The 14,136-nt window shown below is 57.0% G+C and carries 14 protein-coding genes and 3 tRNA genes; 7 read left to right on the forward strand and 10 right to left on the reverse strand.

The features are described 5' to 3' along the window. Positions 1-78 precede the first annotated feature (78 nt). The 9 genes from B3X29_RS12620 to mltB all read right to left on the reverse strand — a co-directional run bounded on the left by B3X29_RS12620 (position 79) and on the right by mltB (position 7,386). A tRNA-Arg gene (locus B3X29_RS12620) sits at positions 79-155 on the reverse strand. A 64-nt stretch (positions 156-219) separates the two neighbouring features. Beyond that, a tRNA-Arg gene (locus tag B3X29_RS12625) sits at positions 220-296 on the reverse strand. 4 nt (positions 297-300) lie between these two features. After that, positions 301-393 (reverse strand) — tRNA-Ser (locus B3X29_RS12630). A gap of 342 nt (positions 394-735) precedes the next feature. After that, entirely contained in the window at positions 736-921 is a 186-nt protein-coding gene (csrA, locus tag B3X29_RS12635; protein ID WP_000906486.1) for a carbon storage regulator CsrA, read from the reverse strand. 241 nt (positions 922-1,162) lie between these two features. Continuing rightward, positions 1,163-3,790 (reverse strand): alanine--tRNA ligase, encoded by a 2,628-nt coding sequence (alaS, locus tag B3X29_RS12640; protein ID WP_159339780.1) that lies wholly within the window; start codon positions 3,788-3,790, stop codon positions 1,163-1,165. A 131-nt stretch (positions 3,791-3,921) separates the two neighbouring features. Next, positions 3,922-4,422: a recombination regulator RecX gene (recX, locus tag B3X29_RS12645; protein WP_103180880.1), complete on the reverse strand. Its 501-nt coding sequence runs from the start codon at positions 4,420-4,422 to the stop codon at positions 3,922-3,924. Positions 4,423-4,489: 67 nt separating this feature from the next. Then, positions 4,490-5,548, reverse strand: coding sequence for a recombinase RecA (gene recA / locus B3X29_RS12650; protein WP_103180881.1), 1,059 nt, complete (start codon positions 5,546-5,548; stop codon positions 4,490-4,492). Between the two features lie 87 nt (positions 5,549-5,635). Then, the gene (pncC, locus tag B3X29_RS12655) at positions 5,636-6,133 is read right to left on the reverse strand and encodes a nicotinamide-nucleotide amidase (protein ID WP_103180882.1); all 498 of its coding nucleotides are present in this window, start codon (positions 6,131-6,133) and stop codon (positions 5,636-5,638) included. Between the two features lie 161 nt (positions 6,134-6,294). Continuing rightward, the gene (gene mltB / locus B3X29_RS12660; RefSeq protein ID WP_156655151.1) at positions 6,295-7,386 is read right to left on the reverse strand and encodes a lytic murein transglycosylase B; all 1,092 of its coding nucleotides are present in this window, start codon (positions 7,384-7,386) and stop codon (positions 6,295-6,297) included. Positions 7,387-7,653: 267 nt separating this feature from the next. Between mltB and srlA the strand changes: the two genes are divergently transcribed. The 7 genes from srlA (at position 7,654) to gutQ (ending at position 12,595) form a co-directional block, all read left to right on the forward strand. Beyond that, a complete protein-coding gene (gene srlA / locus B3X29_RS12665) occupies positions 7,654-8,217 on the forward strand; it encodes a PTS glucitol/sorbitol transporter subunit IIC (protein ID WP_159339781.1) in 564 nt (187 codons plus the stop codon). Then, the gene (srlE, locus tag B3X29_RS12670) at positions 8,214-9,173 is read left to right on the forward strand and encodes a PTS glucitol/sorbitol transporter subunit IIB (RefSeq protein WP_103822670.1); all 960 of its coding nucleotides are present in this window, start codon (positions 8,214-8,216) and stop codon (positions 9,171-9,173) included. Before srlA ends, srlE begins: the two co-directional genes overlap by 4 nt. Positions 9,174-9,185: 12 nt before the next feature. After that, the gene (srlB, locus tag B3X29_RS12675) at positions 9,186-9,548 is read left to right on the forward strand and encodes a PTS glucitol/sorbitol transporter subunit IIA (RefSeq protein ID WP_159339782.1); all 363 of its coding nucleotides are present in this window, start codon (positions 9,186-9,188) and stop codon (positions 9,546-9,548) included. Positions 9,549-9,562: 14 nt separating this feature from the next. Continuing rightward, entirely contained in the window at positions 9,563-10,342 is a 780-nt protein-coding gene (gene srlD, locus B3X29_RS12680; protein ID WP_103180887.1) for a sorbitol-6-phosphate dehydrogenase, read from the forward strand. A 98-nt stretch (positions 10,343-10,440) separates the two neighbouring features. Further along, complete coding sequence (gutM, locus tag B3X29_RS12685; RefSeq protein ID WP_103180888.1) at positions 10,441-10,800, forward strand: transcriptional regulator GutM; 360 nt, start codon at positions 10,441-10,443, stop codon at positions 10,798-10,800. 63 nt (positions 10,801-10,863) lie between these two features. After that, entirely contained in the window at positions 10,864-11,637 is a 774-nt protein-coding gene (srlR, locus tag B3X29_RS12690) for a glucitol operon DNA-binding transcriptional repressor SrlR (protein ID WP_103180889.1), read from the forward strand. Next, complete coding sequence (gene gutQ / locus B3X29_RS12695) at positions 11,630-12,595, forward strand: arabinose-5-phosphate isomerase GutQ (protein ID WP_159339783.1); 966 nt, start codon at positions 11,630-11,632, stop codon at positions 12,593-12,595. The genes srlR and gutQ overlap by 8 nt, the downstream gene beginning before the upstream one ends. On the opposite strand, the gene norR is transcribed toward gutQ, so the two are convergent. Then, complete coding sequence (gene norR / locus B3X29_RS12700) at positions 12,592-14,106, reverse strand: nitric oxide reductase transcriptional regulator NorR (RefSeq protein ID WP_103180891.1); 1,515 nt, start codon at positions 14,104-14,106, stop codon at positions 12,592-12,594. The two genes, gutQ and norR, sit on opposite strands and share 4 nt — an antisense overlap. Positions 14,107-14,136: the final 30 nt, after the last annotated feature.

Raw genomic sequence — 14,136 nt, forward strand, 5'->3', positions numbered from 1 at the left:
AGCAACGTTATCCTCCCTGGTGCTGGCGATTAACTCGCAGACCTTGAAACAACAGCTTCGCTGTTATCTCGGAGAATATGGTGCATCCGGGAGGATTCGAACCTCCGACCGCTCGGTTCGTAGCCGAGTACTCTATCCAGCTGAGCTACGGATGCATCGGGATTTACTACTGTACTGCTCGATATTCATATCACTTCTAAAGCAATATGAAGTAATAGATGGTGCATCCGGGAGGATTCGAACCTCCGACCGCTCGGTTCGTAGCCGAGTACTCTATCCAGCTGAGCTACGGATGCAAAATGGCGGTGAGGCGGGGATTCGAACCCCGGATGCAGCTTTTGACCGCATACTCCCTTAGCAGGGGAGCGCCTTCAGCCTCTCGGCCACCTCACCACACAACGCCTCTTTCGAGTGCTCCGAGTAACTCGCTAAGAGCTTCTCGTCGCTGCGTGGCGCATATATTACTTTCTGGGACTTATAAGTCAAACAATTTTCCACAAGCTTTTATCGTTTGCACAATTCACAGGCAATTCGGACGTAAAACCTGCAAAGAGAGTGTTTTATAAACGTATTTTGCCCCTCTTTCTACACTCTTCTGCATGGAGAACGGTAGATTTTGGCGAAGTAAAAGAGATGAGAGTGGTCAAAAACAGAGCGAACGAAACAGAACGGTAACTTTAAGGAAGGAGAATGTCAGGAGGGGTGCGTCTCGCCAGAGAGCGAGACGCGATAATATCAGTAACTTGACTGCTGGGATTTTTCAGCCTGGATACGCTGGTAGATCTCTTCACGATGAACAGAGACTTCTTTAGGGGCGTTCACACCAATACGTACCTGGTTACCCTTTACCCCTAAAACTGTCACGGTGACCTCATCCCCAATCATGAGGGTCTCACCAACTCGACGAGTCAGAATCAGCATTCTTTGCTCCTTGAAAGATTAAAAGAGTCGGGTCTCTTGTATCCCGGCATTATCCATCATATAACGCCAAAAAGTAAGCGATGACAAACACGTAATGTGTAGGTAGTCACGGCATCACAATCTGTTAAACGTAAGTTTAGCCGATATACACAAACTCAACCTGACTTTATCATTATGGATAGCGTAGAGCGCAGTACGCCATAACGGTGTCGTTATGGCGTCTGATTACGCTTTGTAATTATTACAGTTTCGAATTTACCCAGCTTTCTACACTGGCCAGTGCTGCCGGGAGGGCCGCAGCGTCCGTACCACCGGCTTGCGCCATGTCAGGACGACCACCGCCTTTACCGCCCACTTGCTGAGCGACCATACCAATCAGCTCCCCTGCTTTCACACGGTCGATCACGTCCTTAGATACGCCCGCAATCAGAGAAACCTTACCTTCCGCTACCGTTGCCAGAACGATAACCGTTGAACCGAGCTGGTTCTTGAGATCGTCGACCATGGTACGAAGCATTTTCGGCTCAACGCCCGTCAGCTCGCTGACCAGCAGTTTAACGCCTTTAATTTCAACCGCTTTGCTGGAGAGGTTTGCGCTCTCCGCAACCGCAGCCTGCTCTTTCAGCTGCTGGAGTTCTTTTTCCAGTTGGCGGGTACGTTCCATCACGCTGCGCACTTTCTCGCCCAGGTTCTGGCTGTCGCCCTTCAGCAGCTGCGCGATGTCGTGCAGCTGATCGCTCTCAGCATGCAGGCTGGCAATCGCGCCTTCACCGGTGACCGCTTCGATACGACGAACGCCTGCCGCGGTACCGGATTCGGACACGATGCGGAACAGACCGATGTCGCCCGTACGGCTGGCGTGCGTACCACCACACAGCTCGGTGGAGAAGTCACCCATGCTCAGCACACGTACACGGTCGTCATACTTCTCGCCGAACAGGGCCATTGCGCCTTTGTTCTTCGCCGCCTCGAGGTCCATGATGTTGGTTTCGATCGGCAGGTTACGACGGATCTGAGCGTTAACCAGATCTTCCACCGCGCGGATTTCTGCCGGTTTCATCGCTTCAAAATGGGAGAAGTCGAAACGCAGCACTTTGTCATTTACCAGGGAGCCTTTCTGGGCAACGTGCGTACCCAGAACCTGGCGCAGCGCGGCGTGCATCAGGTGCGTCGCGGAGTGGTTCAGACGAATACGTGCGCGGCGCGCTTCGTCAACGATAGCCTGAACGCCCTCGCCCACTTTCAGTTCGCCGGATGCCAGCGTCCCCTGGTGGCCGATTGCCTGACCATATTTCTGCGTGTCGCTGACGGCAAAGCTGAAACCATTGCCTTTCAGTTCGCCTTTATCACCCACCTGGCCGCCTGATTCCGCGTAGAACGGCGTCTTGTCCAGAACCACAACGGCAGTCTGGCCCGCGCTGATGCTCTCCACGGCTTTGCCGTCAACAAACAGGGCTGTTACTGTGCCGTTGGTTTCCAGATGCTCGTAACCTTCAAATTCGCTGCTGCCATCAACGCGGATCATGGCGTTGTAATCGGCGCCGAACCCGCTGGATTCACGCGCACGACGGCGCTGCTCTTCCATTGCCGCTTCGAAGCCCGCTTCGTCAACTTTAATGTTGCGCTCGCGGCAAACATCAGCCGTCAGGTCAACCGGGAAACCATAGGTGTCGTACAGACGGAAGGCGGTTTCACCATCCAGAGTGTCGCCTTTCAGCTTCGACAGCTCGTCGTCCAGCAGGGTCAGGCCACGTTCCAGCGTACGGGCAAACTGCTCTTCTTCGGTTTTCAGAACCTGCTCAACCTGCGCCTGCTGACGTTTCAGCTCTTCGCCCGCTGCGCCCATAACGCCAATCAGCGGCCCCACCAGCTTATAGAAGAAGGTATCTTTCGCGCCCAGCATGTTGCCGTGGCGGATCGCGCGGCGAATGATACGGCGCAGCACGTAGCCGCGGTTTTCATTCGATGGGATCACGCCGTCAGCAATCAGGAATGCACAGGAGCGGATGTGGTCGGCAATCACGCGCAGGGATTTGTTGCTCAGGTCGGTCGCGCCAGTCACGTCGGCAACGGACTTAATCAGAGTGCTGAACAGATCGATGTCGTAGTTGGAGTTAACGTGCTGCAGTACTGCGGCAATACGCTCCAGACCCATACCGGTATCTACGGATGGCTTCGGCAGTGGCTCCATGGTGCCGTCGATCTGACGGTTGAACTGCATGAAGACGATGTTCCAGATCTCGATGTAACGGTCGCCATCTTCTTCTGGGCTACCCGGAGGGCCGCCCCAGATGTGGTCGCCGTGATCGTAGAAGATTTCGGTGCAAGGACCGCACGGACCGGTATCGCCCATCTGCCAGAAGTTGTCAGACGCGTACGGGGCGCCTTTGTTATCGCCGATGCGAATAATACGTTCGCGCGGGATACCCACCTCTTTTTCCCAGATTTCATAGGCTTCATCGTCGGTTTCGTAGACGGTAACCCACAGGCGCTCTTTCGGCAGGTTGAACCAGTTTTCACCGGTCAGCAGTTCCCATGCGTACTGGATAGCGTCATGTTTGAAATAGTCGCCGAAGCTGAAGTTACCCAGCATCTCGAAGAAGGTGTGGTGACGTGCGGTATAACCGACGTTTTCCAGATCGTTATGTTTACCACCCGCACGTACACAACGCTGTGAGGTGGTCGCGCGGGAATAATTACGCTTGTCGAGACCAAGGAAGACATCCTTGAACTGGTTCATCCCGGCGTTGGTAAAGAGTAAAGTTGGATCGTTGTTCGGTACCAGGGAGCTGCTGGCAACAACCTGATGTCCCTTACTATGGAAAAAATCGAGAAACGCCTGTCGGATCTCAGCGGTGCTCTTGCTCATAATTATCCTGAAATCAAGCTAACGAAATGTCACAGCGGGTCACTACGCAACCGTTGTTGGACGGACCAGCTACTGTAAAAAGTGGGAATAAGATAAGTTTTCTTTGGAGGGAAGTAAAATCCCGCATGCGTTCAATCGGTAAAATTACGCCAGATATCCTGTATATCCTCCATCAGGAAACCGCGGTAGAGCAAAAAGCGCTGGATTTTGACTTTTTCTGAAAATTCACGCGGCAGCGGTTCGCCGTATTTTCGCACCGCCTGTTCCCGCGCCAGTTCGCACCAGTCAATCTCGCATTCACGCATCGCGCGTTCTGTGATTTCCCGTGGGATACCTTTCTGATTAAGCTCCTGGCGGATACGCGCCGGGCCATAACCTTTACGGCTGCGGCTGGCGATAAAGCGAGAGACGAAGCGGCTATCGTCCAGATAGTTATGCTCGTAACACCAGGCAATAACGCGGTCATAATCTTCCGCGGTCGCGTCGATTTGTTCCGGGCCGTTTTTGCTCATGACCGGCGCCATGAGTTTGCGGCGCAGCTCCTGTTCGCTATGGTCGCGCACGCTCAGTATGCGTACCGCGCGATCAAGCAGACGGTTCCAGGCGGGGCGTCGGGGGGATGATTCACTCATAAAGCACCTGCTGAAAAACAAATGCAAAAAAGGGCCGCAATCGCAGCCCTTTTATTACATCAAGTGATTAGAAATCTTCGTTGGTTTCTTCTACGTCTGCGTCATCCGCAGTGAAGTCTGGCTTAGCATCCTGATTGTTGAGAAGCAGATCGCGCACCTTCTTCTCAATCTCTTTCGCTGCTGCCGGGTTCTCTTTCAGCCAGGAGATAGCATTCGCTTTACCCTGACCAATCTTGTCGCCGTTGTAGCTGTACCAGGCGCCCGCTTTCTCAATCAGCTTCTCTTTCACGCCGAGGTCAACCAGTTCGCCGTAGAAGTTGATGCCTTCGCCGTAGAGGATCTGGAATTCAGCCTGTTTGAACGGTGCAGCGATTTTGTTCTTAACCACTTTCACACGCGTTTCGCTACCCACCACGTTCTCACCGTCTTTAACGGCACCGATACGGCGGATATCCAGACGCACGGAGGCGTAGAATTTCAGCGCGTTACCACCGGTGGTGGTTTCCGGGTTACCGAACATCACACCGATCTTCATACGGATCTGATTGATGAAGATCAGCAGCGTGTTGGACTGCTTCAGGTTACCGGCCAGCTTACGCATCGCCTGGCTCATCATACGTGCCGCGAGGCCCATGTGAGAGTCACCGATTTCGCCTTCGATTTCTGCTTTTGGCGTCAGCGCCGCTACGGAGTCGACGATGATTACGTCAACTGCGCCAGAGCGCGCCAGTGCGTCACAGATTTCCAGTGCCTGCTCACCGGTATCCGGCTGCGAGCAGAGCAGGTTGTCGATATCAACACCCAGTTTACGTGCGTAAACCGGATCCAGCGCGTGCTCAGCATCGATAAAGGCACAGGTTTTGCCCTCGCGCTGTGCAGCAGCCACAACCTGTAAGGTCAGGGTGGTTTTACCGGAGGATTCTGGCCCGTAGATCTCTACGATACGACCCATAGGCAGGCCGCCAGCACCCAGTGCAATATCCAGAGAAAGCGAACCGGTGGAGATAGTTTCTACATCCATGGAACGATCTTCACCCAGGCGCATGATGGAACCTTTACCGAATTGCTTTTCGATCTGGCCCAGTGCTGCCGCCAACGCTTTCTGTTTGTTTTCGTCGATAGCCATTTTTTCCTCTCATGCCGGGTGAAACAACTGCGCTTCACCTTGGATTTCTGTTCTGTTGCAGCAATTATACTGTATGCTCATACAGTATCAAGTGTTTTGTAGAAAATGTTGCCAGAGCGTTTTTAACGCATAAACGGTGGCCTGACGACGCACGCTTTCACGGTCGCCGCTAAAGCATTCCCGGCGGGTAATCCCCTCCCCTTGGGCCGTCGCAAAGCCAAACCACACTGTTCCAACAGGCTTTTCCTCGCTGCCACCGTCCGGCCCGGCGATGCCGCTAATAGAGATAGCATAGTCCGCCCGGGCAGCACGCAGGGCGCCAATCGCCATTTCAATGACCACCGGTTCACTCACCGCGCCGTGCTCGATGAGCGTGGGCTCACGAACCCCAATCATCTGCGCTTTCGCTTCATTACTGTAGGTGACAAAACCGCGTTCAAACCAGGCGGAACTGCCCGCGATATCGGTGATAGCTTTCGCCACCCAGCCACCGGTACAGGACTCAGCCGTGGTGACCGTGGCACCGCGCTGTTTCAGCGCCTGCCCTACCCTCTCACTGAGCTGCATTAATTCATGGTCACTCATCTCGTTTTGTCTCCATAAAAACGTGCAGCACAAGATAGCACTTTAGTCGGTAGATATGAGGATGAGGTGGCGCTTTTACGAGGGGGATTCAGAAAAAATAAACGTAGCCATCCGGCCAGGAGTGAAACGTGAGTGGCGTAAGCCACCCACGTTTTCAGGCGTTAACTGAACGGCGAGGCCGCCCTCGCCTGGGCCACCGCCAGCCCCAGCTGCCAGACCGCCATCGCATAGTGCGTACTGTGGTTGTAGCGGGTGATGGTGTAGAAGTTCGGCAGGCCGTACCAGTACTGATAACCGGTGCCAATATCCAGACGTAGCAGGCTCACCTGCTGATTGCCGTTCAGCGGCTGCTGCGGCGTGAGGCCGGCAGAGGTCAGCTGTGCCGCGCTGTAGCGGGTTTTAAAGCCGTTCTCCAGCCCCGGTGCCTGGCCGTTAGCCATAACCGCGACCGGCTGGCCTGGCGTCCAGCCATGCTCTTTAAAGTAGTTGGCAACGCTGCCAATGGCATCTTCAGGATCCCACAGGTTGATGTGCCCGTCCCCATTGAAATCGACCGCATACTGCTTATAGGAGGAGGGCATAAACTGGCCGTAGCCCATCGCCCCGGCAAAGGAGCCTTTCAGATCCAGCGGGTCATCCTGCTCGTCACGGGCCATCAGCAGGAAGGTTTCCAGCTCAGAGGAGAAGTATTCCGCCCGGCGCGGGTAGTTAAAGGAGAGGGTCGCCAGCGCATCAAGAATGCGGGTTTTTCCCATCACCCGGCCCCAGCGGGTCTCCACGCCGATAATCCCGACGATGATCTCCGGCGGCACGCCGTAAACCTGCTGGGCACGGGTCAGTGCATCCTGATACTGATTCCAGAACGCCACACCATTCTGCACGTTATCCGGGGTAATAAACTGCTTGCGATATCGCAGCCATGCGCCGTTCGGTCCGGCCGGAGGCTGGGTGGTCGGCGCCTGACGATCCATCAGTCGCAATACATAATCCAGACGTTTCGCCTGGGAGAGGATCTCCTGTAGCTGGGCTTTGTTAAAGCCGTGCTTGCTCACCATTTTGTCGATGAACTGTTCCGCCGCAGGGTTATTGGCAAAGTCGCCCCCCATCTGCATCACATTATGCTGAGGCTCCAGCAGGAAGCCGCCGGAAGGGGCGCCTGCCGTTTGCTGGACCTCTTCGGTCTTCGGTTTACTACTGCATGCGGAGAGCAGAATAAGCGCAGGGAGTAGCGCTGCGTAACGACGCTTGAACATGACACATCCATTCACGAATTCGATAAGTGGCAAGTATGGTAAAGCATCCGGGACACCTCAAGGAAGGGGCGCACACGCACCCGGCAAAATCTTTACGCTGCCTAAAGGTAAATTCAGTCTCTTCTTCACCACGCCGCCGTCACCTTTCCTATTGTCTTTCAAAATAATCACTTTTTCTTTCATTGTGAGATCTGTTTAACACTTTAAAACCTTTCAAAGTGATTATTATTACTCCGCCAGAGCGAACATACCCTACAGGAGAAAACAATGATAGAAACCATCACCCACGGCGCCGAGTGGTTTATCGGGCTGTTTCAGAAAGGTGGCGAAGTCTTTACCAGCATGGTCACCGGCATTCTGCCGCTGCTGATCAGCCTGCTGGTGATCATGAATGCGCTGATCAACTTTATCGGCCAGCAGCGGATTGAAAAGCTGGCCCAGCGCTGCGCGGGTAACCCCGTCTCCCGCTATCTGCTGCTGCCCTGCATTGGCACCTTTGTGTTTTGTAACCCCATGACCCTGAGCCTCGGGCGCTTTATGCCCGAACGCTACAAGCCGAGCTACTACGCGGCAGCATCCTACAGCTGCCACTCCATGAACGGCCTGTTCCCGCATATCAACCCGGGCGAGCTGTTTGTCTATCTGGGGATCGCCAGCGGCCTGACCACCCTCGGCCTGCCGCTCGGCCCGCTGGCGGTGAGCTACCTGCTGGTCGGCCTGGTGACTAACTTCTTCCGCGGCTGGGTGACCGATCTCACTACCGCCATTTTCGAAAAGAAGATGGGCATTCAGCTTGAACAGAACGTCCAGCTTAAGGGAGCCACAGCATGAGCCGGATCCGCATTGAAAAAGGCACGGGTGGCTGGGGCGGCCCGCTGGAGTTCGACGCCACCGAAGGCAAAAAAATCGTCTATATCACCGCGGGCACCCGCCCGGCTATCGTCGACAAGCTGCGCGAACTCACCGGCTGGGAAGCGGTGGACGGCTTTAAAGAGGGCGAGCCGCCGGAAGCGGAGATCGGCGTGGCGGTGATCGACTGCGGCGGCACCCTGCGCTGCGGCATCTACCCGAAACGGCGCATTCCTACCGTGAATATTCATTCGACGGGAAAATCCGGCCCGCTGGCGCAGCATATCGTGGAGGACATTTATGTCTCAGGCGTAAAAGAAGAGAACATCACGCTGGTAGACGGGGCTGCGCCGGTGAAAAAGCACGCGCCGCGGGAGTACGACACCAGCAAGAAGATCACCGAGCAGAGCGACGGTCTGCTGGCAAAAGTCGGGATGGGAATGGGCTCTGCGGTTGCGGTCCTGTTCCAGTCCGGGCGCGACACCATCGATACGGTGCTGAAAACCATCCTGCCGTTCATGGCCTTCGTCTCGGCGCTGATCGGCATCATTATGGCCTCCGGGCTGGGGGACTGGATCGCCCACGGACTGGCTCCGCTGGCCAGCCATCCGCTCGGGCTGGTGACCCTGGCGCTGATCTGCTCCTTCCCGCTGCTGTCGCCGTTCCTCGGCCCCGGCGCGGTCATCGCCCAGGTTATTGGCGTGTTGATTGGCGTGCAGATTGGGCTGGGCAATATTCCCCCGCACCTCGCCCTGCCCGCGCTTTTCGCCATTAATGCCCAGGCCGCCTGTGACTTTATCCCGGTGGGGCTGTCGCTGGCTGAAGCGCGCCAGGAGACCGTGCGCGTCGGCGTCCCTTCGGTGCTGGTAAGCCGCTTCCTGACTGGTGCGCCAACGGTGCTGATCGCCTGGTTCGTCTCCGGCTTTATTTATCAATAAGAGGAATTCCTGATGACCGTGATTTACCAGACCACCATTACCCGCATCGGCCAGAGCGCCCCGGATGCGCTGAGCGACCAGATGCTGATCACCTTTCGTGAAGGGGCCCCGGCGGATATTGAGGAGTTCTGTTTTATCCACTGCCACGGGGAGCTCAATGGCGAACTGAAGGCCGGAAGCGAGCTGGAGCTGGGCGAAACGCGCTATGCCGTCACCGCCGTGGGCGACGTGGCCGAACAAAACCTGCGCGAGCTGGGCCACATCACCCTGCGTTTCGATGGTCGGCTCCAGGCGGAATACCCCGGCACGGTTCACGTGGCGGGCCCGGTTCCACAGGCTGTTACCCCAGGCTGCACATTAAAATTTGTTGCGTAATTAAGGAGAGAAATATGAGTCAGGTTGCCGTTGTCATTGGTGGAGGACAAACCTTAGGGGAGTTCCTCTGCCGTGGGCTTGCCGCAGAGGGTTACCGCGTGGCGGTAGTCGATATCCAGAGTGAAAAGGCCGCCCGCGTGGCGGACGCCATCAACACCGAATTCGGTAACGGGATGGCCTGGGGATTTGGCGCCGACGCCACCAGCGAACAGAGCGTGCTGGCTCTCGCCCGCGGCGTGGACGAGATTTTTGGCCGCACCGATCTGCTGGTTTATAGCGCCGGGATCGCCAAAGCGGCATTTATCAGTGATGTGGAGCTGGGGGATTTCGACCGTTCATTGCAGGTGAACCTGGTGGGTTATTTCCTCTGTGCCCGGGAGTTCTCGCGCCTGATGATCCGCGACGGCATTGCCGGGCGCATCATTCAGATCAACTCCAAATCGGGCAAGGTGGGCAGCAAGCACAACTCCGGCTACAGCGCGGCCAAGTTCGGCGGCGTGGGGCTGACGCAGTCCCTGGCGCTGGATCTGGCGGAATATGGCATTACCGTGCATTCGCTGATGCTCGGCAACCTGCTGAAATCGCCGATGTTCCAGTCCCTGCTGCCGCAGTACGCCACCAAACTTGGCATTAATGAGGATCAGGTGGAGCAATACTACATCGATAAAGTGCCGCTGAAGCGCGGCTGCGACTACCAGGATGTACTGAATATGCTGCTGTTTTATGCCAGCCCGAAAGCCTCTTACTGCACCGGGCAGTCGATCAATGTCACCGGTGGGCAGGTGATGTTCTGAGTTCATTCCCCGGGGGCGCTGCGCTTACCGGGGCTACAAACCCCGAACCCCAGGCCGGGCAAGCGTATCGCCGCCCGGCCATAGCACAGGAGCTAAACATGGTCACCACCCTGATCACCGTCGCCGTTATCGCCTGGCTGTGCCAGCTGGCACTCGGCGGCTGGCAAATCCATCGTTTTAACCGCGCCTTTGACGCCCTTTGCCAGAAAGGGCGCGTGGGCGTGGGCCGCTCCGGCGGTCGCTTTAAGCCGCGGGTGATTGTCGCCATTGCGCTGGATGATAACCACCGGGTCTGTGACTCCTTGATGATGCGTGGGCTGACGGTCTTTGCCCGACCGGTGAAAATTGCAGCGATTAACGGCACCGCGTTGCAGGAATTAGAGCCCGATGTGATCTTTCCCAATGATTCGCTCTGTCAGGATGCACTATCATTAGCGCTTAAATTGAAACATGGATAATTTCGTTGTGAACGTTATAAGCTTGCGAAATTATCATTTCGCAACCTAAGGAACTCAACGCCTATGAAACCCCGCCAGCGGCAGGCGGCCATACTCGACCATTTGCAAAAACAAGGAAAATGTTCGGTTGAGGATCTGGCCCACTACTTTGATACCACCGGCACCACAATCCGCAAGGATCTGGTGATCCTGGAAAACGCCGGGGCGGTGATCCGCACCTATGGCGGCGTGGTGCTGAATAAAGACGAGGCCGACCCGCCTATCGATCACAAGACGCTCATCAACACCCATCAGAAGGCGTTAATCGCTGACGCCGCAGTAAAATTTATCCATGACGGCGACTCCATTATCCTCGATGCGGGCAGCACGGTTCTGCAGATGGTGCCGATGCTGAGCCGCTTCAATAACATCACGGTGATGACCAACAGCCTGCATATCGTCAACGCCCTGTCCGAATTCGACAATGAACAAACCATCCTGATGCCCGGCGGCACCTTCCGCAAAAAGTCGGCCTCGTTTCACGGCCAGCTTGCGGAGAACGCCTTCGACCATTTCAGCTTCGACCGCCTGTTTATGGGCACCGACGGCATCGACCTCAACGCGGGCGTCACCACCTTCAATGAAGTGTTCAGCGTCAGTAAAGCGATGTGCAATGCCGCCAGGGAAGTGATCCTGATGGCGGACTCGTCAAAGTTTGGCCGTAAAAGCCCGAATATTGTCTGTAGCCTGGAGAGCGTCGATAAGCTGATTACCGACGCGGGCATCGATCCGGCGTTTAAGAAAGCGCTGGAAGAGAAAGGAATCGACGTGATTGTAACCGGAGAGCGTGATGAGTGATTTTCTGTTAAACGCGGGTCGCCAGACCCTGATACTGGAACTGCAGGAGGCCAGCCGCCTGCCGGACCGTCTGGGGGAAGATTTTGTTCGCGCAGCCAATACCATTATTCACTGCGACGGGAAGGTGATCGTCTCGGGCATCGGCAAATCCGGGCATATTGGCAAGAAGATTGCCGCGACCCTTGCCAGCACCGGCACCCCCGCCTTTTTTGTCCACCCTGCTGAAGCCCTGCACGGCGATCTGGGGATGATTGAGAGCCGCGACGTGCTGCTCTTTATCTCCTACTCCGGCTCGGCAAAAGAGCTGGATTTGATTCTCCCGCGTTTGCAGGAAAAATCGGTGGCGCTGCTGGCGATGACCGGCAAGTCCCGCTCGCCGCTGGCGCTGGCCGCCAACGCTACGCTGGATATTTCGGTGGAGCGCGAAGCCTGTCCGATGCACCTTGCGCCGACCTCCAGCACCGTCAACACGCTGATGATGGGCGATGCGCTGGCGATGGCGGTGATGCAGGCCCGCGGGTTTAATGAAGAGGATTTTGCCCGCTCGCACCCGGCAGGCGCCCTGGGAGCACGCCTGCTGAATAAAGTGCACCACCTGATGCGCACCGACGAGGCTATCCCGCAGGTGAAACTGAATACCAGCGTGATGGACGCGATGCTGGAGCTGAGCCGTACCGGACTGGGGCTGGTGGCGGTCTGTGATGATGACCAGCAGGTCAAAGGGGTCTTCACCGACGGCGACCTGCGCCGCTGGCTGGTGAGCGGCGGCAAACTGGAGATTGCCGTCAGCAACGCCATGACCGCCGGTGGCCTGACGCTGAATGCCGACAGCCGCGCCATTGAAGCCAAAGAGCTCTTGATGAAGCGCAAAATCACCGCCGCGCCGGTGGTGGATAGCCATGGCCGCCTGTGCGGTGCCATCAACCTGCAGGATTTCTACCAGGCAGGCATTCTCTAACCCTTAAGACCCAGACGTTTCGCCAGCCGGTGCAGGTTGGCGACGTCCGTCTCCAGCGCCCTCGCGCTCGCCGCCCAGTTGCGGCTGTTCTGCTCCAGCGCCCGGACAATCATCTGGCGCTGAAACGCCTCCGTCGCCTCACGCAGGTTCTGATTCTCAACGCGCGGCGTCTCCGGCGTCACCACGGGTGTGCTCTCATCATGCAGGGCAAAGTGCTGCGCGTGGATCACCACTTCATCCCCTGCCCGCGCCGCCCGGGCCAGTACTACCGCCCGGTGAATGGCATGTTCCAGCTCGCGCACGTTGCCCGGCCAGGCGTAGCTCAGCAGATGCGCCCGGGCGCCGGGGCTTAGCACCACCCGGGATAACCCCATCCGCAACCGGCACTGTTCACAGAAATAGCCTGCCAGCAGTACCACATCTTCGCCACGCTCGCGCAGCGGCGGCACCGAAAGCGGAAACACACTCAGGCGGTGGTACAGATCGGCGCGAAAATTCCCGGCTAACACCTCTTCGCGCAGATCGCGGTTGGTGGCGGCCAGCACCCGCACGTCGACCCGCAGGCTGCGGTCATCACCCACGCGCTGGATATCGCCATACTGCAACACGCGCAGCAGCTTGGCCTGCAATGCCAGCGACAGTTCCCCAATCTCATCCAGGAACAGCGTGCCGTTATCGGCCATCTCAAACTTGCCGCTGCGGTTGCTGATGGCCCCGGTAAACGCCCCTTTGACGTGACCAAAGAGCTCGCTCTCCGCCACGCTTTCCGGCAGCGCGGCGCAGTTGAGATAGACCAGCGGATTCACCGCCCGGGGAGAAGCCTGATGAATGGCTTTGGCCACCAGCTCTTTACCGGTGCCGGTCTCCCCTTCGATCAGCACGTTCAGGTCGGAGGCGGCGACAATCTCAATCTCTTTTTTCAGGCTCATCATGCCCGGCGAGAGGCCAATCATCTCGGTGCTTTTTACCTGCTCAAACCCCGTCGGGCGGGTGGAGAGGGTGTTCTGGCTCTCGAGCTGCTCAATCAGCAGGGCATTATTCAGCGCCCCGGCGGCCAGGGCGGCAATCAGCCTCAACTCTTCGTCGCTGAAGGTGTCGAACTGGTCCGGCGACATGCCATCGAGGGTCAGCGCGCCAATCAGGTTCTGCCCGGCAAACAGCGGCAGGCCGATACAGGCGTGCACCTTCAGACTCTCCTGACCGGGGATCAACCCGTCGTAGGGATCGGGCAGGTCGCTGTCGGCCGGGAAGCGCACCACATCCCCGGCGCGGGCGATGGTCTCCAGCCGCGGATGGCCTTCAAGGGTGAAGCGCCGCCCCAGCACATCCTGCGCCAGCCCGTCGATCGCCAGCGGGATAAACTGACGCCCTTCGTAGCGCAGCAGCGCCGAGGCATCGCACTCCAGCACGTGGCGCAGAGTGGAGATCAGCCGCTGAAAGCGATCCTGATGGCCGATGCCGCTCTGCAATTCAATGGCGATTTTCGCCAGCACCTCTACAGAAAAACTCATTCTCGCCTCATTGTCATTTTGACAATACAC

This window comes from Leclercia sp. UBA5076 (assembly GCF_002416465.1).
Taxonomy (GTDB): Bacteria; Pseudomonadota; Gammaproteobacteria; order Enterobacterales; family Enterobacteriaceae; genus Enterobacter.

What these genes read in the sequence shown, in the direction of transcription:
- csrA (WP_000906486.1), bottom strand. Translation starts at nt 921, where the DNA reads ATGCTGATTCTGACTCGTCGAGTTGGTGAGACCCTCATGATTGGGGAT.
- alaS (WP_159339780.1), bottom strand. Translation starts at nt 3,790, where the DNA reads ATGAGCAAGAGCACCGCTGAGATCCGACAGGCGTTTCTCGATTTTTTC.
- recX (WP_103180880.1), bottom strand. Translation starts at nt 4,422, where the DNA reads ATGAGTGAATCATCCCCCCGACGCCCCGCCTGGAACCGTCTGCTTGAT.
- recA (WP_103180881.1), bottom strand. Translation starts at nt 5,548, where the DNA reads ATGGCTATCGACGAAAACAAACAGAAAGCGTTGGCGGCAGCACTGGGC.
- pncC (WP_103180882.1), bottom strand. Translation starts at nt 6,133, where the DNA reads ATGAGTGACCATGAATTAATGCAGCTCAGTGAGAGGGTAGGGCAGGCG.
- mltB (WP_156655151.1), bottom strand. Translation starts at nt 7,386, where the DNA reads ATGTTCAAGCGTCGTTACGCAGCGCTACTCCCTGCGCTTATTCTGCTC.
- srlA (WP_159339781.1), top strand. Translation starts at nt 7,654, where the DNA reads ATGATAGAAACCATCACCCACGGCGCCGAGTGGTTTATCGGGCTGTTT.
- srlE (WP_103822670.1), top strand. Translation starts at nt 8,214, where the DNA reads ATGAGCCGGATCCGCATTGAAAAAGGCACGGGTGGCTGGGGCGGCCCG.
- srlB (WP_159339782.1), top strand. Translation starts at nt 9,186, where the DNA reads ATGACCGTGATTTACCAGACCACCATTACCCGCATCGGCCAGAGCGCC.
- srlD (WP_103180887.1), top strand. Translation starts at nt 9,563, where the DNA reads ATGAGTCAGGTTGCCGTTGTCATTGGTGGAGGACAAACCTTAGGGGAG.
- gutM (WP_103180888.1), top strand. Translation starts at nt 10,441, where the DNA reads ATGGTCACCACCCTGATCACCGTCGCCGTTATCGCCTGGCTGTGCCAG.
- srlR (WP_103180889.1), top strand. Translation starts at nt 10,864, where the DNA reads ATGAAACCCCGCCAGCGGCAGGCGGCCATACTCGACCATTTGCAAAAA.
- gutQ (WP_159339783.1), top strand. Translation starts at nt 11,630, where the DNA reads ATGAGTGATTTTCTGTTAAACGCGGGTCGCCAGACCCTGATACTGGAA.
- norR (WP_103180891.1), bottom strand. Translation starts at nt 14,106, where the DNA reads ATGAGTTTTTCTGTAGAGGTGCTGGCGAAAATCGCCATTGAATTGCAG.